Below are 22,684 nucleotides of genomic sequence, written 5' to 3'. Positions count from 1 at the left end.
TCAACTTTTCTCCAATAACTAAAGCGTGCGTTGTCCCTCGCCCCTCAACGCACAGAAAACCCAAACACGCCATTGGGCGCTCTTTTCAAGATACGTGCCAGTTTCCCCGGTGTCTAGCTCAATGTGAGCAAGCTCCGCTCCGCATTGGTGCTGATGGTGGATCCCTCCCTGGCCTTGGTAACGGTCAACCGGTTGGTGATGCGCTGTTTCATCTCGCTGACGTGGGAGACCACCCCGATGACGCGTCCGCCGGACCGCAGTGACTCCAGCGCCTCCATGACCTGTTCCAGGGTCTCGGTGTCCAGGGAGCCAAAGCCCTCATCGACGAAGAGCGTCTGCATGTCCACGGCCCCGGAATGGTGGGAGATGACATCCGCCAGCCCGAGGGCCAGGGACAGGGAGGCCATGAAGGTCTCTCCCCCGGAGAGGGTCTGGGTTTCGCGGTACTTCCCGGTCCACGAGTCATGCACCCGGATGCCGAGTCCCGACTTGGCGTTGCCCCGGGCCGTGTCGTCATGTTCCAGTGAATAGCGCTGCGAACTCATCACCTGCAACCGTTCGGTAGCGGCGGCGGTGACTTCTTCGAGCCGGGCGGCCAGCACATAGGTGCCCAGGGTCATCTTCAGCCGGTTCTCCCCGCCGCCGCGGACCACCTCAGCCAGCGCCTTGAGCCGCCGGTAGGACTCAATGACCGGGCCGGTATCGCTGATGCGTCGGGCGAGCCTGTCCCGTCCTTCCTGCAGGCGTTGCAGGGAAGCAGCGGCAACGACTTCGGCCTGGCGGGCCTGCTCGTAGGTTTCCTCGGCTTCCTGCAGCGCTGCAGCGTCCCGTTCCAGCTGACCGGTGTCAGGCGCCGTTTCCCCCTCGGCTTCCAGTTGCCGGGCTTGAATGACATCTTCTGAAGCGGACAGGGTCTCGATAGCCGCAGCACGTTTTTGGTGGGTGGTGCGCAGCTGCTCCAGTTCTTGGCGGACACCGGGTTCCAGCAGCGCCTGGGCCTGGGCCGCGTCATCGGCGAAACCGACCGCGGTCCGTTCTTCTTCCCAGCGCCGGGAGCAATCCTCCAGGTGCGCGGTGGCGTCCAGGGACTTGGAGAGCGCCTGGTGCAGCGCACTGAGCACCGAGTGGCCGGCACTCAGTGCTGCCAGCTTCTCCCCCAATGAGCCGTACCCGCCCCGCAGCTCGGACAGCCGGGCATCAAGCTGTTTGAGTTCCCGGCCCAGCGCCTCGGTCTTCTCCACCGCAACACCATGGGCGAGTTTCGCGGCCGCGGCGGCCTGTGCTTGCTTCTCGCTCTCACGCTGAACCTTCGCCAGATGGGCCACCAGCTTGGCGACACCGGCCCGAACGTTTTGGGCCTCTTTCAGCGCTTCCTGGTGTTGAGCGACCTGCTGCTGGGCCTCATCACGAGTGGTCTGCCCAGCCACCGCGGCGGCTTCCTCATAGCGGGTGGTGGCCGCATGCAGCTTTGCTTCCACCTGGCGGGTCTTTTCACGCTGGGCTTCGACCTGCTCGCGCAGATGCTCCACCGCATCCTCATCAACCAGGTCCTCGCCGGCTTCGGCCACGGCAGGCTCAGGGTGTTCGGTGGCCCCACAGACCAGGCATGGCTCGCCCTCGACCAAGCCCGTGGCCAGGCGCGCGGCACTTTGATTCAGCAGGGTCTGCTGCGCTTCCAGGAGGCTGCTCTGCCGGTCCCGGAGCCGACTGGCTTCCTCGTCATACAAAACCTGTGCTTTGTTTTTGGCGTCCCGCAGCTCCTCGCGCCGCTTCACCGCGGTCACCTGCTCGGTCGCCTTTTCCAGGGCCTGCTCGGCCTGCTGCACGGTGGCGGCCGCGGCAATCTCATCCAGGTCCTTGGCCTGCAGTTCGTCTCGCTCCTGGGCCAACGTGGCAATCATTGCCTCGGCCCGTTCGGACTTTTCCTGTTCCTTGCCGGTCAGCTCCTGCTGGCGAAGCAGCTCACGGGCCAACTGTTCGCGCTGCTCCTCGGCGGGCAGGGCCGAACGGATGCTGCCAAGCTGCTCGCCAAGTTCATTGGCTTCAGTCGCCAAGGACTGCAGGGTCTGCTGCGTGTACTGGATCTCGCGTTCCGGGAATCGCTCGGTGAAGTTAGCGGCACGGGATTCAAGCTGCTGACGGGCCGCGGATGCGTTCTGCTGTGCATCGCGTTGTTGCCGCTGGTAGGCGCTGATCTGGGTTGCCTTCGCGTCCAAGTGCAGGCGTTCCTCGGCGGCCGTCGCGGCTTCGTCGTTGGCGGCGTGCGCGTTTTCCAGCTGCCGCAGTTCGGCCAGCCGCCCGAAGATCCGTTGCCGTTCCTGTAGCTGCTGGTGGCGCCGTGAGGCCGTGGCCTGATCGGCGCGGCGGGCCTTTGCCGTTTCGGCCCGCTGCTGGCGCAGGGTTTCCAGACGTTCTTGAAGCCCGTCAAAGTCCAGGTCTGGTTCGTCGGCGCCGGGCAGCTCGACCGCGGCGGCCTGCAGTGCCCCGGTTGCGTCCGAACGCACCTGGTTTTCCAGGGCGGCCAGTTCGGCTTCGATCGTCTCGGTGCGCTTGCGTTCCTGTTGCAGGCGGGCGGCGAACTCCTCCTCGATCTTGACGTAGTCACTAGTGTCGAAGAGCCGGGCCAACAGCTTTTCACGTTCGGTGTCCTTGGCGCGCAGGAAGTCGGCGAATCCGCCCTGCGGCAGCATCACCACCTTGGTGAACTGTTCCCTGTCCAGGCCCAGCACCGCGCCCAGGGTTTGACCGACTTCGTCGTTGCGGGTGGACAGCGCCTGCCATTCCCCGTCAACGTATTCACGCAGCGCGCTCTTGGCCTTCTCCTCGGTGAAGCCGCTCTTGGCCCGTTTGGAGGGACGCATCCATGCCGGGGAGCGGGTCACCTCAAAGCGCCGGGTTCCCACCGACAGTTCGCAGGCCACTTCCGGGGCGAGGCCCGCGGCGGCGTGGTCCGAACGAATCTGCCGGTTGCCCTGCCGGTTGCCGGGCAGCGCACCATAGATGGCATAGCAGATGGCGTCCAGGATGCTGGATTTTCCGGCGCCGGTCGGCCCGTCCAGCAGGAACAGCCCGGCGGCGCCCAATTCGTCAAAGTCAATGTGCTCGATGCCGGCGAACGGCCCGAAGGCCTGGATGGTCAGCTGGTGGATCCTCATTTTTCACTTCCTGCTTCACGCACACTGCGGATGACCGAAGCCACCAGTTCCTGCTCATGTTCATCGGCCGGGCGGTGGCGCACATGGTCAATGAAGTCGGTGCACACTTCCTCGGTGGACTTCGCCCGGGCCAGGCGCTGGGCGTAGCTTTCCCGGGTGTTGCGGGTGGAGGCTTCCGGGGCGAAGAGCAGCACCACGGTGTCCGGGAAGCGGGTGCGGATCCGGGTCATCGCCTCGGCCGGGCGGTCGGTGTCGGTCAGTGTCACCTGGCACCAGGCTTCCTCGGCCCAGGCCAGCTCCGGGTCCTCCAGCAGGTCCTGCAGCTTGCCGCTCAGGACGGCCAGCTTCTTGGGAACCGGCATCTCCACTGCTTCGATTTCCTTTACGCCACTGGCGTCGGTGTCAATGATCCACACGGCCTTGCGCTGGTTCGCCTCGGAGAATGAGTAGGCCAGGGGCGAGCCGGAATAGCGCACGGTATCGCTCAGCCGCTGCCGGCCGTGCAGGTGCCCCAGCGCCGAGTAGTCGAAGGGACCGAAGAGCTCCACCGGCACCACGTCGAGGTTGCCCACGCTCAGTTCCCGTTCGGAGTCACTGCCCACGCCACCGGCGGCGAACAGATGCGCCATGGAGAAGGCGAGCACCGGGGTGTCGGCCGCGGCCCGGCGGGCCGCCAGGTCCTGCTGGATGCGGGTGACCGCGGCGGCGACGACCGATTCATGGGAGAGCTTCTCGGCCTCCAGCTCGGCCATCACCATGCGCGGCTCCAGGTACGGGATGCCGTACACCGCGATCTGGTGGTCTTCACCCTGCACCATCACCGGGGCGCTCATCCTGGTGGTATCGGCAATGATATGCACCCCGGCAGCGTCAATCAGTTCGGCGGCAAAGCCCAGCCGGGCGGCCGAGTCGTGGTTGCCGCTGGTGATGATGACCTTCGCCCCGGCGCCCCGCAGCTGCCCGAGAATGGAGTTGCACAGTTTCACCGCATCCACCTGCGGCAGGGCGCGGTCATAGACGTCCCCGGAGATCAGCACCACGTCAATGTGGCGCTCTTCCACCAGGCGGACCAGCTCTTCGAGCACCGCCCGCTGGTTCTCAAGCAGGGAAGCACCGTGGAAGGACCGGCCCAGATGCCAGTCCGAGGTATGAAGCAAACGCATACCTTCACCTTATGCAATCCCTGCGACGCTTTGATCCACCGGCGAGCGCGCTGTGCGTGAACAGCGCCCGGTTCGCTGACTGGTGCCGTGCACGACAAAACCTCCCCATCGCCTGGAGCGTCCAGCTGTCGGGGAGGCCTTGTCGTCAGGTTTCGCCGTGTGCGTCTAGCCGGCGGGCGGGAAGATGAAGGTTCCGGCCAGGGCGACCAGGATGATCACCACGGTTGCGGCGGCGGCCAGCACCAGCGAGCGGCCGCCGGTCTTGAAGATGGTGCGCAGGTGCACGCCCAGGCCCAGCCCGAACATGGCGGTGGCTAGCAGGAAGGTCTGGATCAGCGCGGCGACATCGAGCACCGGCTCGGGCAGGATCCCCACGGTGCGCACCAGCATGGCCACGATGAACCCGGCCACGAACAGCGGCACCACCGGCGGCTTGGTGTCGGCGGTCACCGAGTGCTTGCGGCGCATGTACAGCCCCACCCCGGCCATCACCGGGGCCAGCATCAGCACGCGGGCCAGCTTCACGGTCACCGCCACGGCCAGCGCCGAGGTGCCCACCGCGCCGCCGGCGGCCACCACCTGGGCCACCTCATGGGTGGAGGCGCCAATGAACATCCCGGTGGCTTCCTCGTCAAAGCCCACCAGGGCGCCCAGCGCCGGCGCCAGCGGGATCATCAGCGTGCCAAAGAGCACCACCAGGCCGATCGCGGTGGCTACCTGCTCCTGCTTGGCCTTCACGGTGCCTTCGGTGGCGGCCACGGCCGCGGCCCCGCAGATGGAGAAGCCGGCGGCGATCAGCAGCCGTTGCGGCAGCTCCAGGCCCAGCCATTTGCCTATCAGCAGGCTCGCGAAGAAGGTGATGGCCACGCTGGCCACCACCACGGCCAGCACTCCGGGTCCCAAGCCGAGGATCGTGGACAGCGACAGCTGCAGGCCCAGCAGCACAATGCCAATGCGCAGCAGCCGCTTAGAGGCCACGGCCACCCCGGGGGCCAGCACGTCGGGCACCGGGAACAGGTTGCGCCACAGTGCGCCGAGCAGGATCGCGATCAGCAGGGCGCTAACCGGCAGCACCTGGGCGGTCAGCAGGGAGATCGCCCCGCCGACCAGGCAGGCCGCGAGCCCCGGTCCCAGCACCCGCCACGTCCCGGAGCGGCTGGCGGCAGCGGGGCTTGACGTGGACTTAGCGGGGGCGGTGAGCTGATTTTTCTGCATACCTCGAACTTTTCATGCCTGGCGTGGGGCCGGTAGCCACGCGCTGGCTATCACTGTCATATGATTTTGATATGGACGAATCGCCGAACCAGTCTCCAAGGATAGAACACTGGCTGCAGCCCGCGGCCCTGGCCCTGCTGGTGGCCATCGAGGACCGGGGCAGCCTCAGCGCCGGGGCGCGGGCGGTGGGCATGGCCCAGCCCAACGCCAGCCGGGCGCTGCGCACCCTCGAGCGGCGCCTGGGCTACCAGCTGGTGGCGCGGGCCAGCACCGGCTCGAAGCTGACCAGCGAGGGCAAGCTCACCGTGCAGTGGGCGCGCGAGGTACTGGGCAGCATGGAGAACCTCTGGACCGGGGCGCAGGCGCTGGCCACCTCGGCGGACGAGGAGTTCAGCTTCGCCGCCTCCATGACCATTGCCGAGCACCTGGCCCCCACCTGGATCCGCAGGCTGCGCCAGGCCGATCAGGCGGTGCGCACCAGGATGCGGGTGATGAACTCTGACCAGGTGATCAGCGCGGTGCAGCAGCGCGACACCGCGCTGGGATTCGTGGAAACCCCACAGGTGCCCGAGGGGCTGGTGGCCCTGACCGTCTACACCGACCAGCTGGTGCTCATCACCCCCGAACACCACCCGTGGGTGGAGCGCGGCACTCCGGTCACCCTGGCCGAACTGGCCGCGACCGCGCTGGTGGAGCGCGAGGCCGGTTCGGGCACCCGCGCCTTCCTGGACAGCTATGTGGGCACCGAACGGGTTACCCCGATCGTGGAGTTCAACTCCAACTCGGCCATCACCCATGCGGTGGCCGCCGGGCTGGGACCGGCGGTGATTTCCCGGCTGGCCATCGAAGGCAGCGCCGCCCACCCCGGGTTCGTGCAGCTGCCCATTGCCGGCACCGCCCTGAACCGGCCGCTGCGGGCGATCTGGGAGGCCAGCCGTCCGATGTCCGCGGCCGTGGCCCGCTTCATGGAGATCTGCACCTCCCCCGACCCCTAGGTCCGCACCCGGCCGGGGCCGGGCACCTGCGCGCGGCCGGGGCGTGGCTAGAATGGGAGGCGTGACTCAAACCGGTGATTTTGAAGTTTTGCCCGACGACTACTCCGACAAGGTTTTCGCGGTCCTGCTTGGCCTGGCCGACGGCGCGACCCACGCCCGGGAGGGACACGAACCCGGGGCCACCGAACTGCTGGCCCTGTACGTGGCCGATGGTCTGCTCGAAGCCCTGGAGTGGGCGAACAGCGGGGTCGCCAGCGATGAGGCAGCCTGCATGTGGCTGGCCTCCCTGCGCGCGTACAAGCAGCTGACCGGTTCCTTCCCGGAATCCGCGCCGCAGCCGCTGGAGCGTTGGATCGACACCGAATTCGCCGCCGTGGAGCGCCCCGAGGGCATCGCGGCCGGGGACCCGGCGAACCTGGGCGGGCTGGACAGCGCGGACATGGGCTATGCGGCACGTCCCACCGGCGCCCAGAACGACAGCACCGGGGTGCTGCCGCGCGCCGCGGTCACTGCACTGGTCTCCCGGGTACCGCAGGCCAACACGAAGGCGCTGGCCAAGTCGGCCGCGTTCCTCAGCCACGGGGAACCGGCGGCGAACACCGCCGCCGCCGCCGCACTGATCCTGCGTTCGGCCCTGGAGAAGTCCACCGCCGCAGCCGGGGACTGGCAGGGGCACCTGGAGGGACTGGAAGGCAGCGCGGCCGAGGCCCTGCGCGGGATCGTGGACACCGTTGCCGCTTCGCTGGACCGTCCCGCCGCCGAAGCCTATGCCGTTTACTTTGGCGGGGCTGATGAGAACGAAGACGAGGATCCGCAGGCCGAGCAGCCCCGGGATCCGGAAGCCGACGCGTACGCCGTCGCCCTGCTGGCGGCGGTGTACGGCACCGACCTGATCGCCGAACGCCCCGCCTCGGTGCTTGATGACATCATTTCCGAACTGCATGAGCGCTGGATGGGCCTGGTCGGCTGACCGAAAGGTTGGTCCCCGGGCCGCTGGCCCGTCGGGGTGACGCGCTCCTGCCCACCCGTTCACGAGAACGGGTTATTGGGCACGAGCGGTGGGCCATGACCCGGCAACGTAAACAGCCTGCGAGGGACAAGCCGGTGGCTTGTCCCTCGCAGGCGTTTTAGATGTGTTCGTTAGTTCTGGGTGTTCCAGGTGGCGATGTCCGCTGCCGGGTCACGATCCCAGGGGGTGGGCAGTGCACCGTCGAGGTAGTCTTCGTACCATTCGCGCACCTCATCGGAATGGTAGGCGGCTTCCAGGGCCTTGCCCTTCTCGGTATCCATGAAACCGGGTTTTGCCGCCACCAGGTTGTTGTAGGGAAGGGCGTCCTCCTCTTCCTCAAACAGCAGCGCATCCTGCGGGGTCAGCCCGATCTCCCCGCCGAGCCTCACGAACAGGAAGCCGGCATCCACGTCGGGCAGGGTCTTGGACAGCGACTGCTGGTCCACCTCAACGAAGGAGAAGTTCTTGGGGTTCTCCAGGATGTCGTTCTGCGAAAGGTGGATGACGCTCTTGCCCTCGGTGATCTTCAGCAGCCCTTCCGTGGCCAGCAGGGCCAGGGCCCGGCCGTTGTTCGAGGGATCCACCGGGATGGCGATCTTGGCCCCATCGGGCAGTTCCTCCGCCGACTTGTGCTTGGTCGAGTACAGCCCGGCCGGTGAACCGTACATGTAGAAGGCCGGGTCCACCTCGATGTTCTGATCCGCCGTGAACTGCTCCAGGTAGGCTGCGTGCTGGAAGAAATTCGCGTCATATTCACCGTTCGCCACCACGTGGTTGGGCTGGACAATGTCGGTGACGTAGGTCGCCTGCACATCCCATCCCTGTTCCTCCAGGATGCGCTCGGCGATCTTCGTGGGCTCCTGGGTGGGCGCCGATTCGGTGACGATCAGCTTGATGGTCTTGTCGTTCCCGGCATTGACATTGCCGGTCAAACCGCATGAAGCCAGCAGACCGGTGACGGCCAAGGCGGCTGCTGAGGTGATGATCCTGCGACGAGTCAGTGACATGGTGTTCCTTTGAAGTAGTGAAGGTGAAGTAACGGGTGCTGGCTATCGTTTGTCGTAGCGCCGGGCCAGCGCAGTGCCGGAGACCTGCACCAGGTGCACCAGCGCGATCATCAGCACGATGGCCAGGAGCATGACACCGGTCTCGTAGCGGTAGTAGCCGTAGCGGATGGCGAAGTCGCCGATCCCTCCGCCGCCAACCAGTCCTGCCATGGCCGAGTAGGAGATGAAGGAGACGGTCATGATGGTGATCGAGCCAAACAGCGCCGGTCGGGCCTCCACCAGCAGGACGTCGCGGATGATCTGCCCGCGGGTGGCGCCCATGGCATTGGCGGCTTCAACGACGCCCGACCCCAGCTGGGTGATGTTCTGTTCCACGAAGCGGGCAAAATAGGGAATCGCGTTGATGGTCAGCGGGACAATCACCGCGGCGGTACCCACCGTTGTTCCGACGATGAACCGGGTGACCGGGATGATCGCGATCAGCAGGATCAGGAACGGGAAGGAGCGGATGGTGTTCACTGCACCATCGACAATGCGGTGCAGCCGCGGTCGGGGCCGCAGGCCCTGCGGTGACATGGAATAGAGCCAGATTCCCAAGGGGGTACCGATCAGGATCGCCAGGGGAATGGAGACCAGCAGCATCGCCAGGGTCTGGCCGATCGCAACTCCGATCTCGGGTCCCAGTTCCAGCAGGCGGTCAATGCTGAACGTGGCCACTGCGCCGTTGCTGCTCGCAGCGGCCGCAAGCGGAAGATAGATTGTGCTCAAGACGTCTCCTAGGATGCGGCAGCCGACAGCTGCGGGGTGCGGTGTTCTTCCTGGCCGGTGGGGCGCTGCAGGACGATCTCGTCACTGATCAGGTAGCGTCCGATCGCGGTATGCGGGCTGAAACCCGGTTGCTTCAACTCGGCCAGGTCAAACTGTTCAACCAGCCGCCCGTCCTCCATTACCGCCACGTTGTCGGCGATGGCCTTGACCACGTTCATTTCGTGGGTGACGATCACGGTGGTAATTCCCAGGTTGGCGTTAATGTCCAGCAGGTATTGGAGCACCGAGGCGGTGGTGCGCGGGTCAACGGCGCTTGTGGGTTCGTCGCACAAAAGCACCTTGGGCTCCGTGGCCAGGGCGCGGGCGATGGCCACGCGCTGCTTTTGGCCGCCGGAGAGCTGGGCCGGATAGGAATGGATCTTGTCGGCCAGGTCCACAATGGCCAACGCCTCCTGGGCCTTCGCTCTCCGTTGGCGGGCGGGAACCCCGGCAAACTTGAGCGAGAGCTCCACATTTTGGGCGGCAGTGCGGTTATTGAGCAGGTTGAAGTGCTGGAAGATCATGCCGATTTGATGGCGTTCGCGCCGCAGCTCTTCCTCTGAAAGTTCTGTCAAGTCCACGCCGCCAACCTGGACCGAACCACTGTCCGGGCGCTGCAGGAGATTGATGTTGCGGATCAGGGTCGATTTTCCCGCTCCCGAGAAACCGATAATTCCTTGGATCGAGCCCCGGGGAATGTCCAGGGACACGTTGTCCACGGCCGTGAAAGCGTCGTTGCCGGTGCCGAAGCTTGTCGATACGTTGCGCAGGCTGATCATGTGTACTCCTCGTCTTTACCGCGACGAAGCGTCCCGGCCGCGCAGCCTCACTGAGGAGGGGTCAGCCAGGAAATTCTCCATCGTTTCTGGCAGTAGCACCGTGCCCCAGGGGGTGGTTGCCGCGACGTCGTAGAGCCAGATCTCTCGGCCGCTCTGGATGGTTTGAAGGTCATCGCCTTCGTTGTCCACCAGTCTGGCGCAGGGATGGAGAACGGCTCAAAGGGCTGGTCACAAGCTGCAATGATCAGTCTTATGGCGACATTTCGGGCGTCACATCCCGTCATCTTCCGCTGTTGTGACGACATGTGAATCGACGGGTGAGGCGGATTGCAGATTGTGGGCACACCAAAGCCATAATGCATGGCCTCTTGGGGCCCGCAGGCCAACAGCGCTGGCAGGCGGTGGACCGGTTCGCCCCGCACACCGGTGCGGCCCGGCTCAGGACACGGGAGCCTGCAGCACCATCCGCGCGAATTCGTCCACGTGTTCCTGGGCAGGCTTTGAGAAGTAGCCGCCGGAGTCCCGTCGGTGCCACCGGGCGAGCTCCTCAAACAGGAGGGCTAGAGTGCTGCGGTGCACGACCGCATGGCGCCCCAGCGGCTGACCCAGCGGCCCCATCCGGTAACCCAGCAAGTTCATGACCTCGGTAATGTAGTCGGACGCCGCGTCGCTCAGCGCCTCGATCCCGGCGGCCCGGCACAACCAGTAGGCGATGGTGCCATCGCGCAGGCCCTCGTCCTTTTCCGCCGTGTTGATGGCGTTGAGCAGATAACGGGCGAGGCGCGGTTCATCCCCGGCCAGTTCACTGCCCTTTTTCGTGGCGAGCACACGCCCGCGGTAGACCCGCACCAGTCCGGCCATGCGCGCCACCTCACGCAATTGGGCCACCGTGGGCATCGTGTGTTCACGCTTGCGCGAGGAGGATTCGTAGTCAATGCCCTCCCACTGCAGGCGCTCCACCAGTTCCGCCACGGCCTTCGGGTTCATCCAGCTGGCGGGGGTGAGCTTGATGCCTTCGCCCTGGGCCAGCTCAATGAGCACCTGGAAAGGCCGAACTATCTCCGTGAAGAACCATTCGGGGATCCGCGCGCCTGCCGCGGCGTCGGTGATTCCGGCCTCGCTGGCTAGGATCAGCGCGTAGCGCCGTACCCCCGAGGGCTTGCCGCGCAGCCACTGGCCAAAGACCGAGTTTCCCGCGAGGAGGCTGAAGTACAGTTCCAGCTCGCGGTTCGCCGCCTGCTGGTTGTAGGTCATCGGGTCGAAGTCGAGCTCATCGCCGGAGCGCCAGCGCAGCCAGTCGATGGTTTCCTGCTGCTCCTCGGTGGGCTGCTCGGCGTTGAACTCCTCCAGCTTGTCGTACCAGCCCGATAATCCTCCGCTGTCTTCCACCGGCGCCCGCATTTCCCCCTCGAGCACCCGGGCGGCGCACTGCTCGTCCGGGCAGGGGGTTGATGATTCGAGGGTCAGACGGTGCGTCCAGTTGTCCCCGAAGTCGTACACGTAGAACAAGGTTCCCGGGTTGACCGCCAGGGCCTGGCCGAGTGTGGTGCCCTCCTGCGGCTGGCCCTCCAGCTCCTCGTCCAGGGCAAGCTGGTCATACCAGCTGGTTCCGGTCTGTGGCTTGCCCCATCCCTGGGTGGGGTCCGCGCTGTGGAAGGACTGCAGGTGGCTGTTGTCCCAGCCCATGGCGATCTGGATGATGTCACCGGCAGCGGCCAGGTCCAGGTCGGCCGGAATCTGGATGCGCCGCCAGATCAGCGGTTGGGATTCCATCAATTCAATGCGCAGCGTCAGCAGGTCGCGAGAAGTCATAGACCCATCGTTGCAGATCAGCGGCTTGGAACGAAGACTGCGGGAGGATAAGTCGCGCCGCGTCCCGCGGCAGATTACTGCAGGGCGAAGCCTTCGACCAGCTGCATGAATTCGCCCTCGGAAATGATCTCCACCTTCTGCCCGGCGGCACGCAGGCGCAGCACGTGCTTGGCCTTGTTGGTCAGCCGGCCGTTGGACAGGTCCTCGGGGACAAAGCCGTCCCCGACCACCAGCGCGGTCGTGGCGCGGGTGACCCGCGAGGCGGTCTGTGCGCCGCGGGCGGCGGCCCATTCCTTGGCCTGGGGCCGCGGCACGCCCAGGTTCCCGGTGAACACCACGGTTTGCCCGAACAACGGGTGGCTGGCATCGGCCTCCAGGTTCGGCGCCGGGTTGTCCCCCTCCTGCGGCCAGAACGCGAACGCGTCGCGCGGGGGCATGGCGTTACCGCGGGCCAGCCAACCCTGCGCGTCACGCATGGCCCGGGAGATCTCATCGCCCGGCTGCCAGGGGCGGGTCAGGCCCAGCGGCACCGAGTAGTGTTCGGCAGTGTTGTGCACGGTGGGGGTTTGGCCGCGTTCGGCGATATCGATCATGGCCCAGGCGCAGGCTTCGGCGTCGGCGAGCGCCTCGTGGTGGTTTTCGATCGGGTGCCCGGCTTCCTCGGCCACGAACGGCAGCGAATAGCTGGGAAGGTCATAGGCCTTGCGGGAGAGCTTAACGGTGCACAGGTGCTGGATCTGCGGGACCGACAGTTCGCTGGCCTCGGCCGCGGCCCGGATTACCCCGGAGTCGAACGCCGAGTTGTGCGCGACCAGCACGTCTTCCCCGACGAACTGCAGCAGGTCGGTCAGCTTCTCGCCAATGCGCGGGGCGGTGGCCACCATGTCCTCGGTGATGTGGTGGATCGAGACGTTGCGCGGGTCGAAGTGGTCGAAACCGGCCGGCGGCTTGAGCAGCCACTGCTCGGTTTCCACGATGCGCCCGCCACGCACCTTGATCAGCCCGACCGAACAGGCCGACCCGATGAATCCATTTGCCGTCTCAAAATCAACTGCGGTGAAGTCCAAAGCCACATATTCACTGTACTCCGCTTTCCCGACCGAACGGTTCAGGCCGGACACCCACGGGCCCGCGGAAGCGGTCCAAGATCACCGTTACCAGGTACGTGCTCAGGGTAAATCCTCCGCGGTGACTTGCGGATTTATTGGGGCCGCGCGCTTGGGAGCATGACCCGTGCCCGCTCTGTGCCGCAGCCAGCGCCCCGGCACGATCTCACAGTCTGCACGCCGTCGGCAACCTCCGGGGCATTCCTGGGTCCGGACGGCGCCGGGCCCCGCACGCCTTCGCGGGGTGCGGGGCCCGGGTGGGGCCGGTGGTTTTAGGCGCTGGCCCTGCGCAGGGTGAGGTAGGAGGCCCCGGCCATCAGCACGGCGACCGCGCCGGCGCCAAGCACCACTCCCCCGGCGGTCCAGGTGACGGCCCAGCTCCAGAACTGGCCCCACCGCTCGCCCAGCGTCATGTAGAACACCGTGCCCAGCACCAGCACGCCCAGGCCGATGAAGAACACCAGCAGCCCCGTGGTGCGCCAGCGCAGGTAGATGGTGGATACCCAGAAGCCGATCATGAACAACAGCACCATCAGCGCGAAGTAGAACATGATCTGGATGAACCAGTTGTTCTCCGCCACCCACTCCAGGGCGAAGAACCGCCCGTTCAGCCACCACCCGTTCGTGGCCTGCTCCACCAGGCCCATCAGGTAGTAGAAGCTGGAGAGCACCAGCGCGCACAGCCCGAACAGGGCCAGGGTGCCCAGGTAGAAGCTGCGCCGCGAGACGCTCATGGCCTGGGAGAACGGGAAGGTCATCGTCAGCGACTGGATGCCCAGGGCCAGGAAGTACCACATCGGGGCCTGGGCACCACCACTGTAGGTCACTTCGCTCTGCCCGCCGGCCTGGCGCACCAGCCAGAAGATCGCCATGGTGAACATGAACGATGCGCCCAAAATCAGCAGCGGGATGCCGATAAACGTCCACTTGTTGATCAGCTGCATGCGTGCAACTTGGATGACCCGGTTCATTTCATTGCCTCAACATTCTGCTTGCTCGTACCCTCGCCCATGGCGCCCATGGCGCTGCGGACCACCAGCTGCTGCAGGGAGACCGGGGTCAGCTCCAGTCCCAGCTGCCTGGCCTGCTGGCGTTCGGCCTCGGAGAGTGTTGCCCGGATGCTGATGCTGGCCAGGGACCCCAGCGCGTCCCGGTGGATCACCGGGTAACCGCCGATGAATTGGGTGACCGCCTCGGCGTTGCCGGTCACGGTCACCGCCGCCCCGCGCAGCGCGTCGGCCTCCTCATCGACGATGATCTTTCCGCCGTCGATGACCACCACGTGCTCCAGCAGGTTCGCGACCTCATCGATCAGATGGCTGGAGAGCACGATGGTGCGCGGGAACTCAGCGAAGTCCTCGACCAGCCGGTCGTAGAAGATCTGCCGGGCCACCGCATCCAGACCCAGGTAGGGTTCGTCGAAGAAGGTGATCTCCGCCCGGGAGGCCAGGCCGATGATCACGCCCACCGCGGAGAGCTGTCCGCGCGAGAGCTTCTTGATGCGGCGCTTGAGCGGCAGCTTGAACGCCGCGACCAGATCCTGGGCCAGGTCCTCGTCCCAGTTTTCGTAGAACAGGGACGCGGCCTTGAAGGCCTGCCAGGGCTTGAAGTCATCCGGGTACTTCTGTGATTCCCGGATGAAGCACGTGCGGGCCAGCGTCGGATCGTGCTCGAACGGGTCATGCCCGAAGATCTTCACCGAGCCGTCGGTGGCAAAGCCCTGGCCGGTGAGGATGGACATCAGTGTCGTCTTGCCGGCCCCGTTGCGGCCGAGCAGGCCGTAGATCCGTCCCGCCTCCAGCGAGAGGCTCACATCATCCAGGGCCCGCACGTCCTTGAACTTCTTGGTCAGGTGGGTGGCTTGGATCGCCGGTGCGTTGGTCATGGCTTACACTTCCTTGCCCGATAGTTGGCCGTGGGCGGCCTGGATCATGTCGATCAGTTCCTGGGTGCCGATGCCCAGCTTCTGGGCTTCGGCGGCCAGGGGTTGGATGTATTGCTTGCTGAAGTGCTGGCGCCGGGCTTCGATCAGCCGGTCGCGGGCTCCGTGGGCAACAAACATGCCGATTCCCCGTTTCTTGTACAGCAGCCCGTTTTCCACGAGCCGGTTGACGCCCTTGGCCGCGGTGGCCGGGTTGATCCGGTAGAACGCGGCGAATTCGTTGGTGGAGGGCACCTGGGCCTCCTCGGCCAGCACCCCGGAGACGATGTCATTTTCGATCAGCTCGGCTATCTGCAGGAAGATCGGCTTCGAGTCGTCGATCACTGAACGCCTCCTCTATGTGTCCGAACAACAGCGGTTCCCCTCGTCCTGTTACTCGGTTCATTACTCATGTAACTAACCATATAACCAGCCTCGAGATCCGACAAGACCCTGCAGTCGGAAAAGTTGATCCCGCGTCGGTGCAGCAGGGATCCAAAGTTAAGGTTTCTTAACTGTTCGCGGTTCGTGAACGCGCTGACCTGTAAAGACGCGGATTTCGGTGGGATTTCAGCTGTTCCGGGTCAGTAACTCAGCTAACACAAAGTTTGAACAGAAAGGATGGAATCAATCCACCACAGATGAGGAGGACACTGATGACCAAGGCACTACCTTCGCCTGCTTGCGCATCACGCCGGCCCTGAGCAACGCGTGTTGAACCATGCCGACCGGGTCCAAACGGATCCCCGACGACAGAATCAGGAACCTTCCGACAGTGATGTACTCCCCGAATTTCGATGGCCCCTCCGAAGCCCAACAGCGGGCCAATAACCGCAGCCGCTTCACCACCATGCTTGCCTCGGTATCCATGCTGACCCTGGGCTTGAGCCTGAGCGCAGTGAATTCCGCCGGCGCGGTGGCGCCCAACGCGCAAGGCACGGTGCAAAGCGCCGCCCAGACCCCGGCCAGCGGCCAGGTCCTTGGCCACACCACCCCCAAGCAGCTGACCCGCAGCCAGGATGAATCGGAGGACGAGGACAACGCCTCGGCCTAGCCGCCGATCGGAGTTGAAGCAAGGAAGCAGTAAAGGTCGGGGTCACCAGCACGTGCTGGTGACCCCGACCTTTTCCTCTCCTCTGTGTGACCGATTCCAGGCAGGAAAAAACCCGGCACCGCCAGGGGAACAACGATTCAGGTTCCCCGGCTGGCACCGGGCTTAGGGTCAGCAGCGACCGCGCCGTGGGGCGTCAGCGCTGGGAGAGTACCTCGTTGACCTTCTCGATGACCTGCGGCAGCAGGGCCTCGAACGCCTTGGCGCGGTGCGAGACCGCGTTCTTCTCCTCCGCGGAGAACTCCGCCAGTGAGCGGCCCGAGCCGGAAGGCTCGAAGATCGGGTCGTAGCCAAAGCCGTTGCTTCCGCTGCGTTCGGTGCGCAGCTTGCCCGGCATGGTTCCCAGCTCCACGTGCGCGGTGCCGTCCGGGGTGGCTACGGCGGCGGCGCAGACGAACGCGGCCGAACGATGCTCATCGGCAATGTCGCCCAACTGGGCCAACAGCAGGTCGATGTTCGCCTCGTCATCGCCGTGGCGTCCGGACCAGCGGGCCGAGAAGATCCCCGGCGCCCCGCCCAGCACGTCCACGGAGATGCCCGAGTCATCGGCCAGCGCCACCAGCCCGGTGGCCGCGGCAATCTCGCGGGCCTTCTTCAGGGCGTTGCCCTGGAAGGTCACCGCATCCTCGACCACGTCGCCGGCACCGGCGGTCGCGGCGTCAATGACCTGGGTATCCACATCCAGGCCCTCGATCTTGCCACGCAGCAGCTCCCGCAGTTCGCGCAGCTTGCCCTGGTTGGAGCTGGCCAGCACCAGCACCGGGGCGCTCACGCGTTCACCTTCAGGGTGTCGGCCTGGATCTGGGCCAGCTCGGTGGTGCCGATCAGGGCCAGGTCCAGCAGGGCGTCCAGTTCGGCTCGCTTGAACGGCACGCCTTCGGCGGTGCCCTGCACCTCAACGAAGTCACCGGAACCGGTGACCACGACGTTCATGTCGGTTTCGGCGCGCACGTCTTCCTCGTACGGCAGGTCCAGCATCGGGGTGCCGCCGATGATGCCCACGGAGATCGCGGCGACCGAGTCGGTGAGCACCTTGGTGTTCTTGGCGATGATGCCTTCACGCCGGGCCCATTCAATGGCCTCGGCCAGGGCGACGTAGGCGCCGGTGATGGCGGCGGTGCGGGTGCCGCCGTCGGCCTGCAGCACGTCGCAGTCCAGCACGATGGTGTTTTCGCCCAGGGCGCCGGTGTCGATGATGGCACGCAGGGAGCGGCCGATCAGCCGGGAGATTTCATGGGTGCGGCCCGAAAGCTTGCCCCTGACCGATTCACGGGAGTTACGGGTATTGGTGGCTCGAGGCAGCATCGCGTATTCGGCGGTCACCCAGCCGGTGCCCTGGCCCTTGAGCCAGCGCGGCACCCCTTCGGTGAAGGAGGCGGTGCACAGAACACGGGTTTCGCCGAACTCGATCAGCGCAGAGCCTTCGGCCTGTGCGGACCAGCCGCGGGTGATGGTGATGTCTCGAAGTTGCGCGGCACTGCGGCCGTCAGCACGTAAAGTCATGGTTCCATCCTAACGAAACCACACCCCACCCACTGACAGAACGCTGTGGGCGGGCGCGAAACACCCAAGTGGCACGGGTATGACGGATTGCCGGGGCAGCCCGTCATCTGGGCAAAACGACCCCGGGGACCATGCAGCCGGCCCCGTGGAGCGAAGCCTACTGCGCTGCATCCTTGTTGCCCGGTGGCAGGGCCGCTTCCGGTCTACCGGTTTCACGCCGCTCCAGTCGCGACCAGTCGATCTTCCCGTTCCTGAAGGGAATATGCTCCTCTTCCAGCAATGCCCCCGCAGTGCCGCCGTGGCAGGCGGGCGGGGTGCCGTCGGCACGCACCACCCGCCACCACGGAATGGACTCGGAGATCCGCGCAACGATCCGGCCCACCATCCGCGGGTTCAGCCCAGCGATCCTGCCGATCTGTCCATAGCTGATGACTTCCCCGGCAGGGACCTGGTTGGCGATTTCGCGTACACGTTCTTCCGCATCATTCATGCTGGGTTCATGCCTACGTGCGCAGCTAGGGCGCGACCGGGTAGTGGCTGCGGATGGCGATGCGGTTCCAGCCGTTCATCACCACGGCCAGCCAGCTGATTGCCGAGACCTGCTCCGCGCTGAGCACTCCCGTGTCCCAGCTGCCGCGGGCCGGCACCGGCAGTTCGGTGACTTCCTCGGCCAGGGCCAGGGCGGCGGATTCAATGTCGCTGAAGTACTGGGATTCCCACCAGGCGGCCACCACGGCCAGCCGGTCGCTGCTCTCCCCCAGCTTGATGGCATCACGGGTGTGCATGCGCAGGCAGAAGGCGCAGCCGTTGACCTGTGAGACCCGGATTTTGACCAGTTCCCCAAGTTTGGGATCCAGACCACTGGCGGCGACCGCGGCGTCGGCCTGCTGGCTGAACGCGAGCATGCTCTTGTACAGGTCCGGGTGTTGTTTTCCGAGATTGACGGTGCTCATGAGGCTCGTCCCTTCCCTTCAAGGTCCCGGTTCACCGCCGGGGCCGCTATTTTTTGCGGATGGCCCGCGTCCCCTTCCAGGCGCGCACCTTGGATGGGCGGATGATGGAAACCGGTGCGGTGGGCAACGACTTCGGGGTGCCCAGCTGACTCCCGGAGTAGACCCCGTAGGTCACTCCGGAGACGGCCACGGCAATCCCGCCGCTGTAGGTTTCCTTCGCTTCGTCCACGACTTTGTTGATGGAGGTCCACACCGGGATGTGGGTCAGCAGCAGCCGCTCGACCGCGGCGTCGGTGGCCATCTGCCCGGCCCGCTTGCCGGTCAGGTGCACCCCGTCGATCGCGTCATCCCGGCCCTCCTCGAAGGCGGCCTCGCACAGGAACATGTCCGCCCCGCGGGCGGCCTCAACCAGCCCGTCACAGGTGTCGGTGTCCCCCGAGTAGGTCAGCACGCTGGTCAGGATCTCCCCGTCCGGGCCCGGCTCATGCGCCTCCACGCGCAGCGCGTAGGCTTCCTCGATCGGGTGGCGCACCGGGTAGGGGGTGATGGTGAACGGACCGATGTTCACCGGCTGCAGTTCCTGCCAGATGTTGAAGTCATAGTCCTGGTGCATGGTGTCGCCCTCGGGCAGCCCGTAGGCGGTTTCGATCCGCTCCGCGGTGGCTTCCGGTCCCCAGACCAGCATCTTCTCGCGGTTCCAGCCATTGGGGTCCCAGCGGATGGCCACGTGCAATCCGCATAGATCCATGCAGTGGTCCGGGTGCAGGTGCGAGATCGCGATCCCGTCAATGTCCTTGATGTCGGTGTAGCGCTGCAGCACCCCCAGGGCGCCGGACCCAAGATCGAGCAGGATCTTCCAGTCCCGGGTGCCGTCAAAGGCGGTGACCAGGTAACAGGAGGCCGGAGATCCGGGACCGGGAAAGGAGCCGGTGCACCCGATGATGGTCAGCTTCATGTCTCACTCGCTTTTCGACGCTGCGATCATCTGCGGGGTAATGCGGGCAATCGAACCGGTCGGATAGTGGGCTGCTACGTTTTCGACATGACGTACCGTGAGCACTTCCGGACCCAGGAAACGTCGCGCCAGTACACCAAAACTATCAGCGTTGCCGGTGGCAAGGAATTCGTGACGCGCTTGATCAGCGTCGTTGCGCAGCAGTCCGTGGCTGGTCAGTGCCCGGAAGGTGTCCTTCGCGGTTTCCTCCGCACTGGAGACCAGGGAGACCGAATCGCCCATGACATAGGAGATCACGCCGGTCAGCAGCGGGTAGTGGGTGCATCCCAGGATCAGGGTGTCCACCCCGGCGGCCTGCAGCGGGGCCAGGTACTGCTCGGCAATTTCCAGCAGCTCGGGCCCGGCGGTGATACCGGATTCCACGAACTCCACGAACCGCGGGCAGGCCACGGAGGTGATCTCCAGGTTCGGGGCGGCGGCGAACGCGTCCTCGTAGGCCCGTGAACCAACGGTCGCCTGGGTGCCGATCAGCCCGATCTTCCCGTTCTTGGTGGCGGCCACAGCGCGGCGCACCGCCGGCTGGATGACTTCCACCACCGGGATGCCGTACTGGGCGGTGTAGCGTTCGCGGGCGTCGCGCAGCACCGCGGAGGAGGCCGAGTTGCAGGCGATCACCAGCAGCTTCACGCCGGACTCAACCAATTCGTCCATGACGCCCAGCGCATTGGCACGCACCTGGGCGATGGGCAGCGGGCCGTACGGGGAATTCTTGGTGTCCCCCACGTAGATCAGGGATTCACCGGGCAACTGGTCAATCACCGCGCGGGCCACAGTCAGCCCGCCCACCCCGGAGTCGAAGATCCCGATTGGGGTGTTGGCATCCGGGGAGCTCTGCGGGCCGGTGGTGAAGAAGGAGGGCATGAAAGTTAGTACTCCGCATCCAGCAGCGCGCGCATCACCGTGTCCTGGATCCAGGAAATCAGGTTGTACATCAGCGCCATGTAGTCGTCCGGGTTCTTGACCTTGCGCGCATCATCGATCCTCGCGATCCGCGCCGAGTCCTCTTCATCGCGGATCCCCAGCCGTTCGGAGAGCACCAGGCGCACGTCGTTCAGGGCCTGGGCGAAGCGGGAGGCGGCGGCGTCATCGAGCACGATCCGGGTGTTTTCCATCAGGAACTTCGCCTCGCGCAGCCGCCCGATTTTGGACAGGATCAGGTCGTGTTCGCCAAAGCGGCGGAAGTCGTTTGCCACCTCGGGGTCATCGCTGGCAACCGGCAGCAGACGGGCCACGGCCGGGTCGGAGGGTTCGGGCAGCGGTCCGCGGTCCGGGCTCATCCCGGTCAGCGCGTAAAGCGGATCCAGTTCCTCGCTCGGGTCGACCTGGTGGATCTCGTCGCGTTCCTCCAGCAGGGAGATCACGTCGTCGAACAGTTCGCGCAGCAGCTTGCGTTCCGGTTCGTGCAGGGCACCGGCAATGCCGCGGGCGGTGCGCTTGAAGGCCTTGGCCACGAAGTTAGGCCTCCTGGGACATGGTGGCGTTCAGGCCATAACCGTGCATCGCCTGCACGTGCCCCTCGATCTTCTCGCGCGACCCGTTCAGGATCACCGAAAAGCCATCGTAGTGCACCTGCATCATCAGCTTCTCGGCCTTCTCTGCGGTAAAGCCAAAATGGCTGCGGAAGACATAGCTGACATAGCTCATCAGGTTCACCGGATCGTTCCACACGATCAGGCGCCACTTCTTATCGTGGAGAACCTGCTCACTAATCTCTTCGAAGATATCGGGCATGACGGTCATGCCCACCATTTTACGCCCTTATCGCGCTTCCCGGGCTCGCGGTGATAACAACATTGATCCAGTGCGCTGGTGCGAACGCATCGGGCGGGATGGGTGCGGGGGTTATCGGGCCCGGCGGCGCTGCTTGTCCAGGTACATTTGCCGGTCGGCTTCCATGAATGCCTGCTGCACCGAGCAATCCCCGGGCACCGAGGCGGCGTAGCCAAGCGACGCCGCAACCCCGGCCGTTTCCAAAGCCTGGCGGAACACGGCGAAATGCTGCTCCAGCCGCGCGGAAGGGATCCCGTTGGCCAGGATGACGAACTCATCTCCCCCGTAGCGCGCAATCCGGTGGGAGCGCGAGGAGGCGTCGCGCAGGGCCCGAGCCGCGCGTTGGATCAACTGATCCCCCGCCGTGTGACCCTGCGAATCGTTCAGGGCCTTCAATCCGTCAATGTCGAGCACGGCCACGGCGACCAGATCCCCAAAGGCGTTGACCCGTGCCTGGGCGTCGGCAAGAATCGCGTCCCAGCCGCGACGGTTCAGCAAGTCGGTCAGGGCATCGCGGTGTGCCTGTGCCTTCGCGATTTCCAGGGCCCGCCGGTCCCGGTCAAAGCCGCGGGAGAGTTCCAGCTGGGAGGAAAGCAGGTCACTGAAGACCTTGAGCAGTTCCTCGTCCACGGACTCGTCAGCCTCCAGCGGTTGGCTGCGCACCCCGCACAGCACGCCGAAGGGCTGTCCATTGTCATCACCGATCGTATAGCCGGCATACGCCCCGATCTTGCGGGCAACCTGCAAATCCGCATACTGCGGGTGGGTCTTGGCGTCGGGGACCACGTGTGCGGCGCCCGCCGCCATGCGCCGACAAAAGGTTTCGCCCCAGTCCATCCGGTCCCCCACGTTGATCAGGTGATCATGGTGAACGTGCAGGTGCACCTGGTACCCGTCGGTGATCCGCGAGACCGACCAATCAGTTAAAGGGGTGTGGTGGTTCAGGTAGTCCACCACGCGCTGCGCGGCCTGGGAGAAACTGTGGGCACCGTTGACCTCCTTGCGCTGCGTGGCCAGCCGCGGTGCACCCTTCGCATTTCCAAGGAGTGCGTCCTGTGACAGGGAGCCTTCACCGGTGCCAGATTCGTACACGCTTGCCACTCGTTTCTCGTTGTCGATCGTCTCAGGGGTGCCCCTGAGATGCCGGATCCGCACGGTTGGTGCCCGCGCCGCAGACGCGCACCGCGTACAGCTCCCGGCCGCTTCACCGGTCCGCATCATCCGAACCCCGCTTTTTGCTGAAAATACCAGCGCGACATGGCGACTTCAAGCCCGAACAGCAGGCTCTACGGCTCCGCCGTCCCCGGGCCGGCCCCAGCCCCATAAGCGCTGGTGCTGGCCCACTCGACTCCCATTTCCGTGC

At 65.4% G+C, this 22,684-nt stretch carries 23 protein-coding genes and 1 riboswitch; of the genes, 3 read left to right on the top strand and 20 right to left on the bottom strand.

The genetic code is table 11. From position 1 onward, the window contains the following. Positions 1-113: 113 nt before the first annotated feature. From AC6I21_RS05740 to AC6I21_RS05730, 3 genes are all read right to left on the bottom strand, one after another. A complete protein-coding gene (locus AC6I21_RS05740; protein WP_497763177.1) occupies positions 114-3,155 on the bottom strand; it encodes an AAA family ATPase in 3,042 nt (1,013 codons plus the stop codon). Further along, the gene (locus AC6I21_RS05735; protein WP_138178184.1) at positions 3,152-4,318 is read right to left on the bottom strand and encodes an exonuclease SbcCD subunit D; all 1,167 of its coding nucleotides are present in this window, start codon (positions 4,316-4,318) and stop codon (positions 3,152-3,154) included. The genes AC6I21_RS05740 and AC6I21_RS05735 overlap by 4 nt, the downstream gene beginning before the upstream one ends. 165 nt (positions 4,319-4,483) lie before the next feature. Beyond that, on the bottom strand, positions 4,484-5,533 hold the full coding sequence (locus AC6I21_RS05730) for a YeiH family protein (protein WP_497763176.1): 1,050 nt from the start codon (positions 5,531-5,533) through the stop codon (positions 4,484-4,486). Between the two features lie 71 nt (positions 5,534-5,604). Here AC6I21_RS05730 and AC6I21_RS05725 point away from each other — a divergent pair, with 71 nt between their 5' ends. Both AC6I21_RS05725 and AC6I21_RS05720 read left to right on the top strand, forming a co-directional pair. Further along, positions 5,605-6,528: a LysR family transcriptional regulator gene (locus tag AC6I21_RS05725; RefSeq protein WP_497763175.1), complete on the top strand. Its 924-nt coding sequence runs from the start codon at positions 5,605-5,607 to the stop codon at positions 6,526-6,528. A gap of 61 nt (positions 6,529-6,589) precedes the next feature. Continuing rightward, positions 6,590-7,498, top strand: coding sequence for an ADP-ribosylglycohydrolase family protein (locus AC6I21_RS05720; RefSeq protein ID WP_497763174.1), 909 nt, complete (start codon positions 6,590-6,592; stop codon positions 7,496-7,498). A 170-nt stretch (positions 7,499-7,668) separates the two neighbouring features. Here the strand turns inward: AC6I21_RS05720 and AC6I21_RS05715 are convergent, their stop codons facing one another. The 8 genes from AC6I21_RS05715 to AC6I21_RS05680 form a co-directional block, all read right to left on the bottom strand. Continuing rightward, on the bottom strand, positions 7,669-8,544 hold the full coding sequence (locus AC6I21_RS05715; protein ID WP_497763173.1) for a MetQ/NlpA family ABC transporter substrate-binding protein: 876 nt from the start codon (positions 8,542-8,544) through the stop codon (positions 7,669-7,671). A 42-nt stretch (positions 8,545-8,586) separates the two neighbouring features. Next, positions 8,587-9,312 carry a methionine ABC transporter permease gene (locus AC6I21_RS05710; RefSeq protein WP_360027936.1) on the bottom strand — a complete coding sequence of 242 codons (726 nt, stop codon included), beginning with the start codon at positions 9,310-9,312 and terminating at the stop codon, positions 8,587-8,589. A gap of 8 nt (positions 9,313-9,320) precedes the next feature. Continuing rightward, on the bottom strand, positions 9,321-10,130 hold the full coding sequence (locus AC6I21_RS05705) for a methionine ABC transporter ATP-binding protein (protein WP_497763172.1): 810 nt from the start codon (positions 10,128-10,130) through the stop codon (positions 9,321-9,323). A 74-nt stretch (positions 10,131-10,204) separates the two neighbouring features. Next, positions 10,205-10,294, bottom strand: a riboswitch (SAM riboswitch). Positions 10,295-10,568: 274 nt separating this feature from the next. Then, positions 10,569-11,942, bottom strand: coding sequence for a plasmid pRiA4b ORF-3 family protein (locus AC6I21_RS05700; protein ID WP_497763171.1), 1,374 nt, complete (start codon positions 11,940-11,942; stop codon positions 10,569-10,571). 74 nt (positions 11,943-12,016) lie between these two features. Then, the gene (locus AC6I21_RS05695) at positions 12,017-13,015 is read right to left on the bottom strand and encodes a 3'-5' exonuclease (RefSeq protein WP_346921736.1); all 999 of its coding nucleotides are present in this window, start codon (positions 13,013-13,015) and stop codon (positions 12,017-12,019) included. A gap of 305 nt (positions 13,016-13,320) precedes the next feature. Continuing rightward, on the bottom strand, positions 13,321-14,019 hold the full coding sequence (locus tag AC6I21_RS05690; RefSeq protein WP_497763170.1) for a hypothetical protein: 699 nt from the start codon (positions 14,017-14,019) through the stop codon (positions 13,321-13,323). Next, positions 14,016-14,933, bottom strand: coding sequence for an ABC transporter ATP-binding protein (locus tag AC6I21_RS05685; protein WP_138178201.1), 918 nt, complete (start codon positions 14,931-14,933; stop codon positions 14,016-14,018). The genes AC6I21_RS05690 and AC6I21_RS05685 overlap by 4 nt, the downstream gene beginning before the upstream one ends. 3 nt (positions 14,934-14,936) lie before the next feature. Next, positions 14,937-15,314, bottom strand: a complete 378-nt coding sequence (locus AC6I21_RS05680) for a GntR family transcriptional regulator (RefSeq protein ID WP_138178203.1) — start codon at positions 15,312-15,314, stop codon at positions 14,937-14,939. 430 nt (positions 15,315-15,744) lie between these two features. On the opposite strand from AC6I21_RS05680, the gene AC6I21_RS05675 reads away from it, so the two are divergent. Further along, positions 15,745-16,023 carry a hypothetical protein gene (locus AC6I21_RS05675; protein ID WP_138925981.1) on the top strand — a complete coding sequence of 93 codons (279 nt, stop codon included), beginning with the start codon at positions 15,745-15,747 and terminating at the stop codon, positions 16,021-16,023. A gap of 193 nt (positions 16,024-16,216) precedes the next feature. Here AC6I21_RS05675 and rdgB read toward each other — a convergent pair whose 3' ends face one another. From rdgB to AC6I21_RS05630, 9 genes are all read right to left on the bottom strand, one after another. After that, a complete protein-coding gene (gene rdgB / locus AC6I21_RS05670) occupies positions 16,217-16,852 on the bottom strand; it encodes an RdgB/HAM1 family non-canonical purine NTP pyrophosphatase (RefSeq protein WP_343833752.1) in 636 nt (211 codons plus the stop codon). After that, positions 16,849-17,583, bottom strand: coding sequence for a ribonuclease PH (rph, locus tag AC6I21_RS05665; RefSeq protein WP_497763169.1), 735 nt, complete (start codon positions 17,581-17,583; stop codon positions 16,849-16,851). Before rph ends, rdgB begins: the two co-directional genes overlap by 4 nt. A 157-nt stretch (positions 17,584-17,740) precedes the next feature. Beyond that, entirely contained in the window at positions 17,741-18,073 is a 333-nt protein-coding gene (locus tag AC6I21_RS05660) for an MGMT family protein (RefSeq protein ID WP_497763168.1), read from the bottom strand. A gap of 25 nt (positions 18,074-18,098) precedes the next feature. Next, positions 18,099-18,536: a carboxymuconolactone decarboxylase family protein gene (locus AC6I21_RS05655; protein ID WP_497763167.1), complete on the bottom strand. Its 438-nt coding sequence runs from the start codon at positions 18,534-18,536 to the stop codon at positions 18,099-18,101. Between the two features lie 46 nt (positions 18,537-18,582). Further along, entirely contained in the window at positions 18,583-19,491 is a 909-nt protein-coding gene (locus AC6I21_RS05650) for an MBL fold metallo-hydrolase (RefSeq protein ID WP_343833758.1), read from the bottom strand. Between the two features lie 3 nt (positions 19,492-19,494). Next, complete coding sequence (gene murI / locus AC6I21_RS05645) at positions 19,495-20,412, bottom strand: glutamate racemase (RefSeq protein ID WP_138925975.1); 918 nt, start codon at positions 20,410-20,412, stop codon at positions 19,495-19,497. 5 nt (positions 20,413-20,417) lie between these two features. Further along, entirely contained in the window at positions 20,418-21,002 is a 585-nt protein-coding gene (locus AC6I21_RS05640; RefSeq protein WP_138173062.1) for a DUF2017 domain-containing protein, read from the bottom strand. Positions 21,003-21,006: 4 nt separating this feature from the next. Next, positions 21,007-21,282, bottom strand: coding sequence for an ATP-dependent Clp protease adapter ClpS (clpS, locus tag AC6I21_RS05635; protein WP_425459798.1), 276 nt, complete (start codon positions 21,280-21,282; stop codon positions 21,007-21,009). Between the two features lie 111 nt (positions 21,283-21,393). After that, a complete protein-coding gene (locus AC6I21_RS05630; protein WP_497763166.1) occupies positions 21,394-22,422 on the bottom strand; it encodes a sensor domain-containing diguanylate cyclase in 1,029 nt (342 codons plus the stop codon). Positions 22,423-22,684 lie beyond the last annotated feature (262 nt).

Source organism: Glutamicibacter sp. St.4D3, from assembly GCF_059728615.1.
The sequence above is the reverse complement of the archived record's forward strand: the minus strand, read 5'-3'. Positions and strand labels throughout refer to the sequence as shown.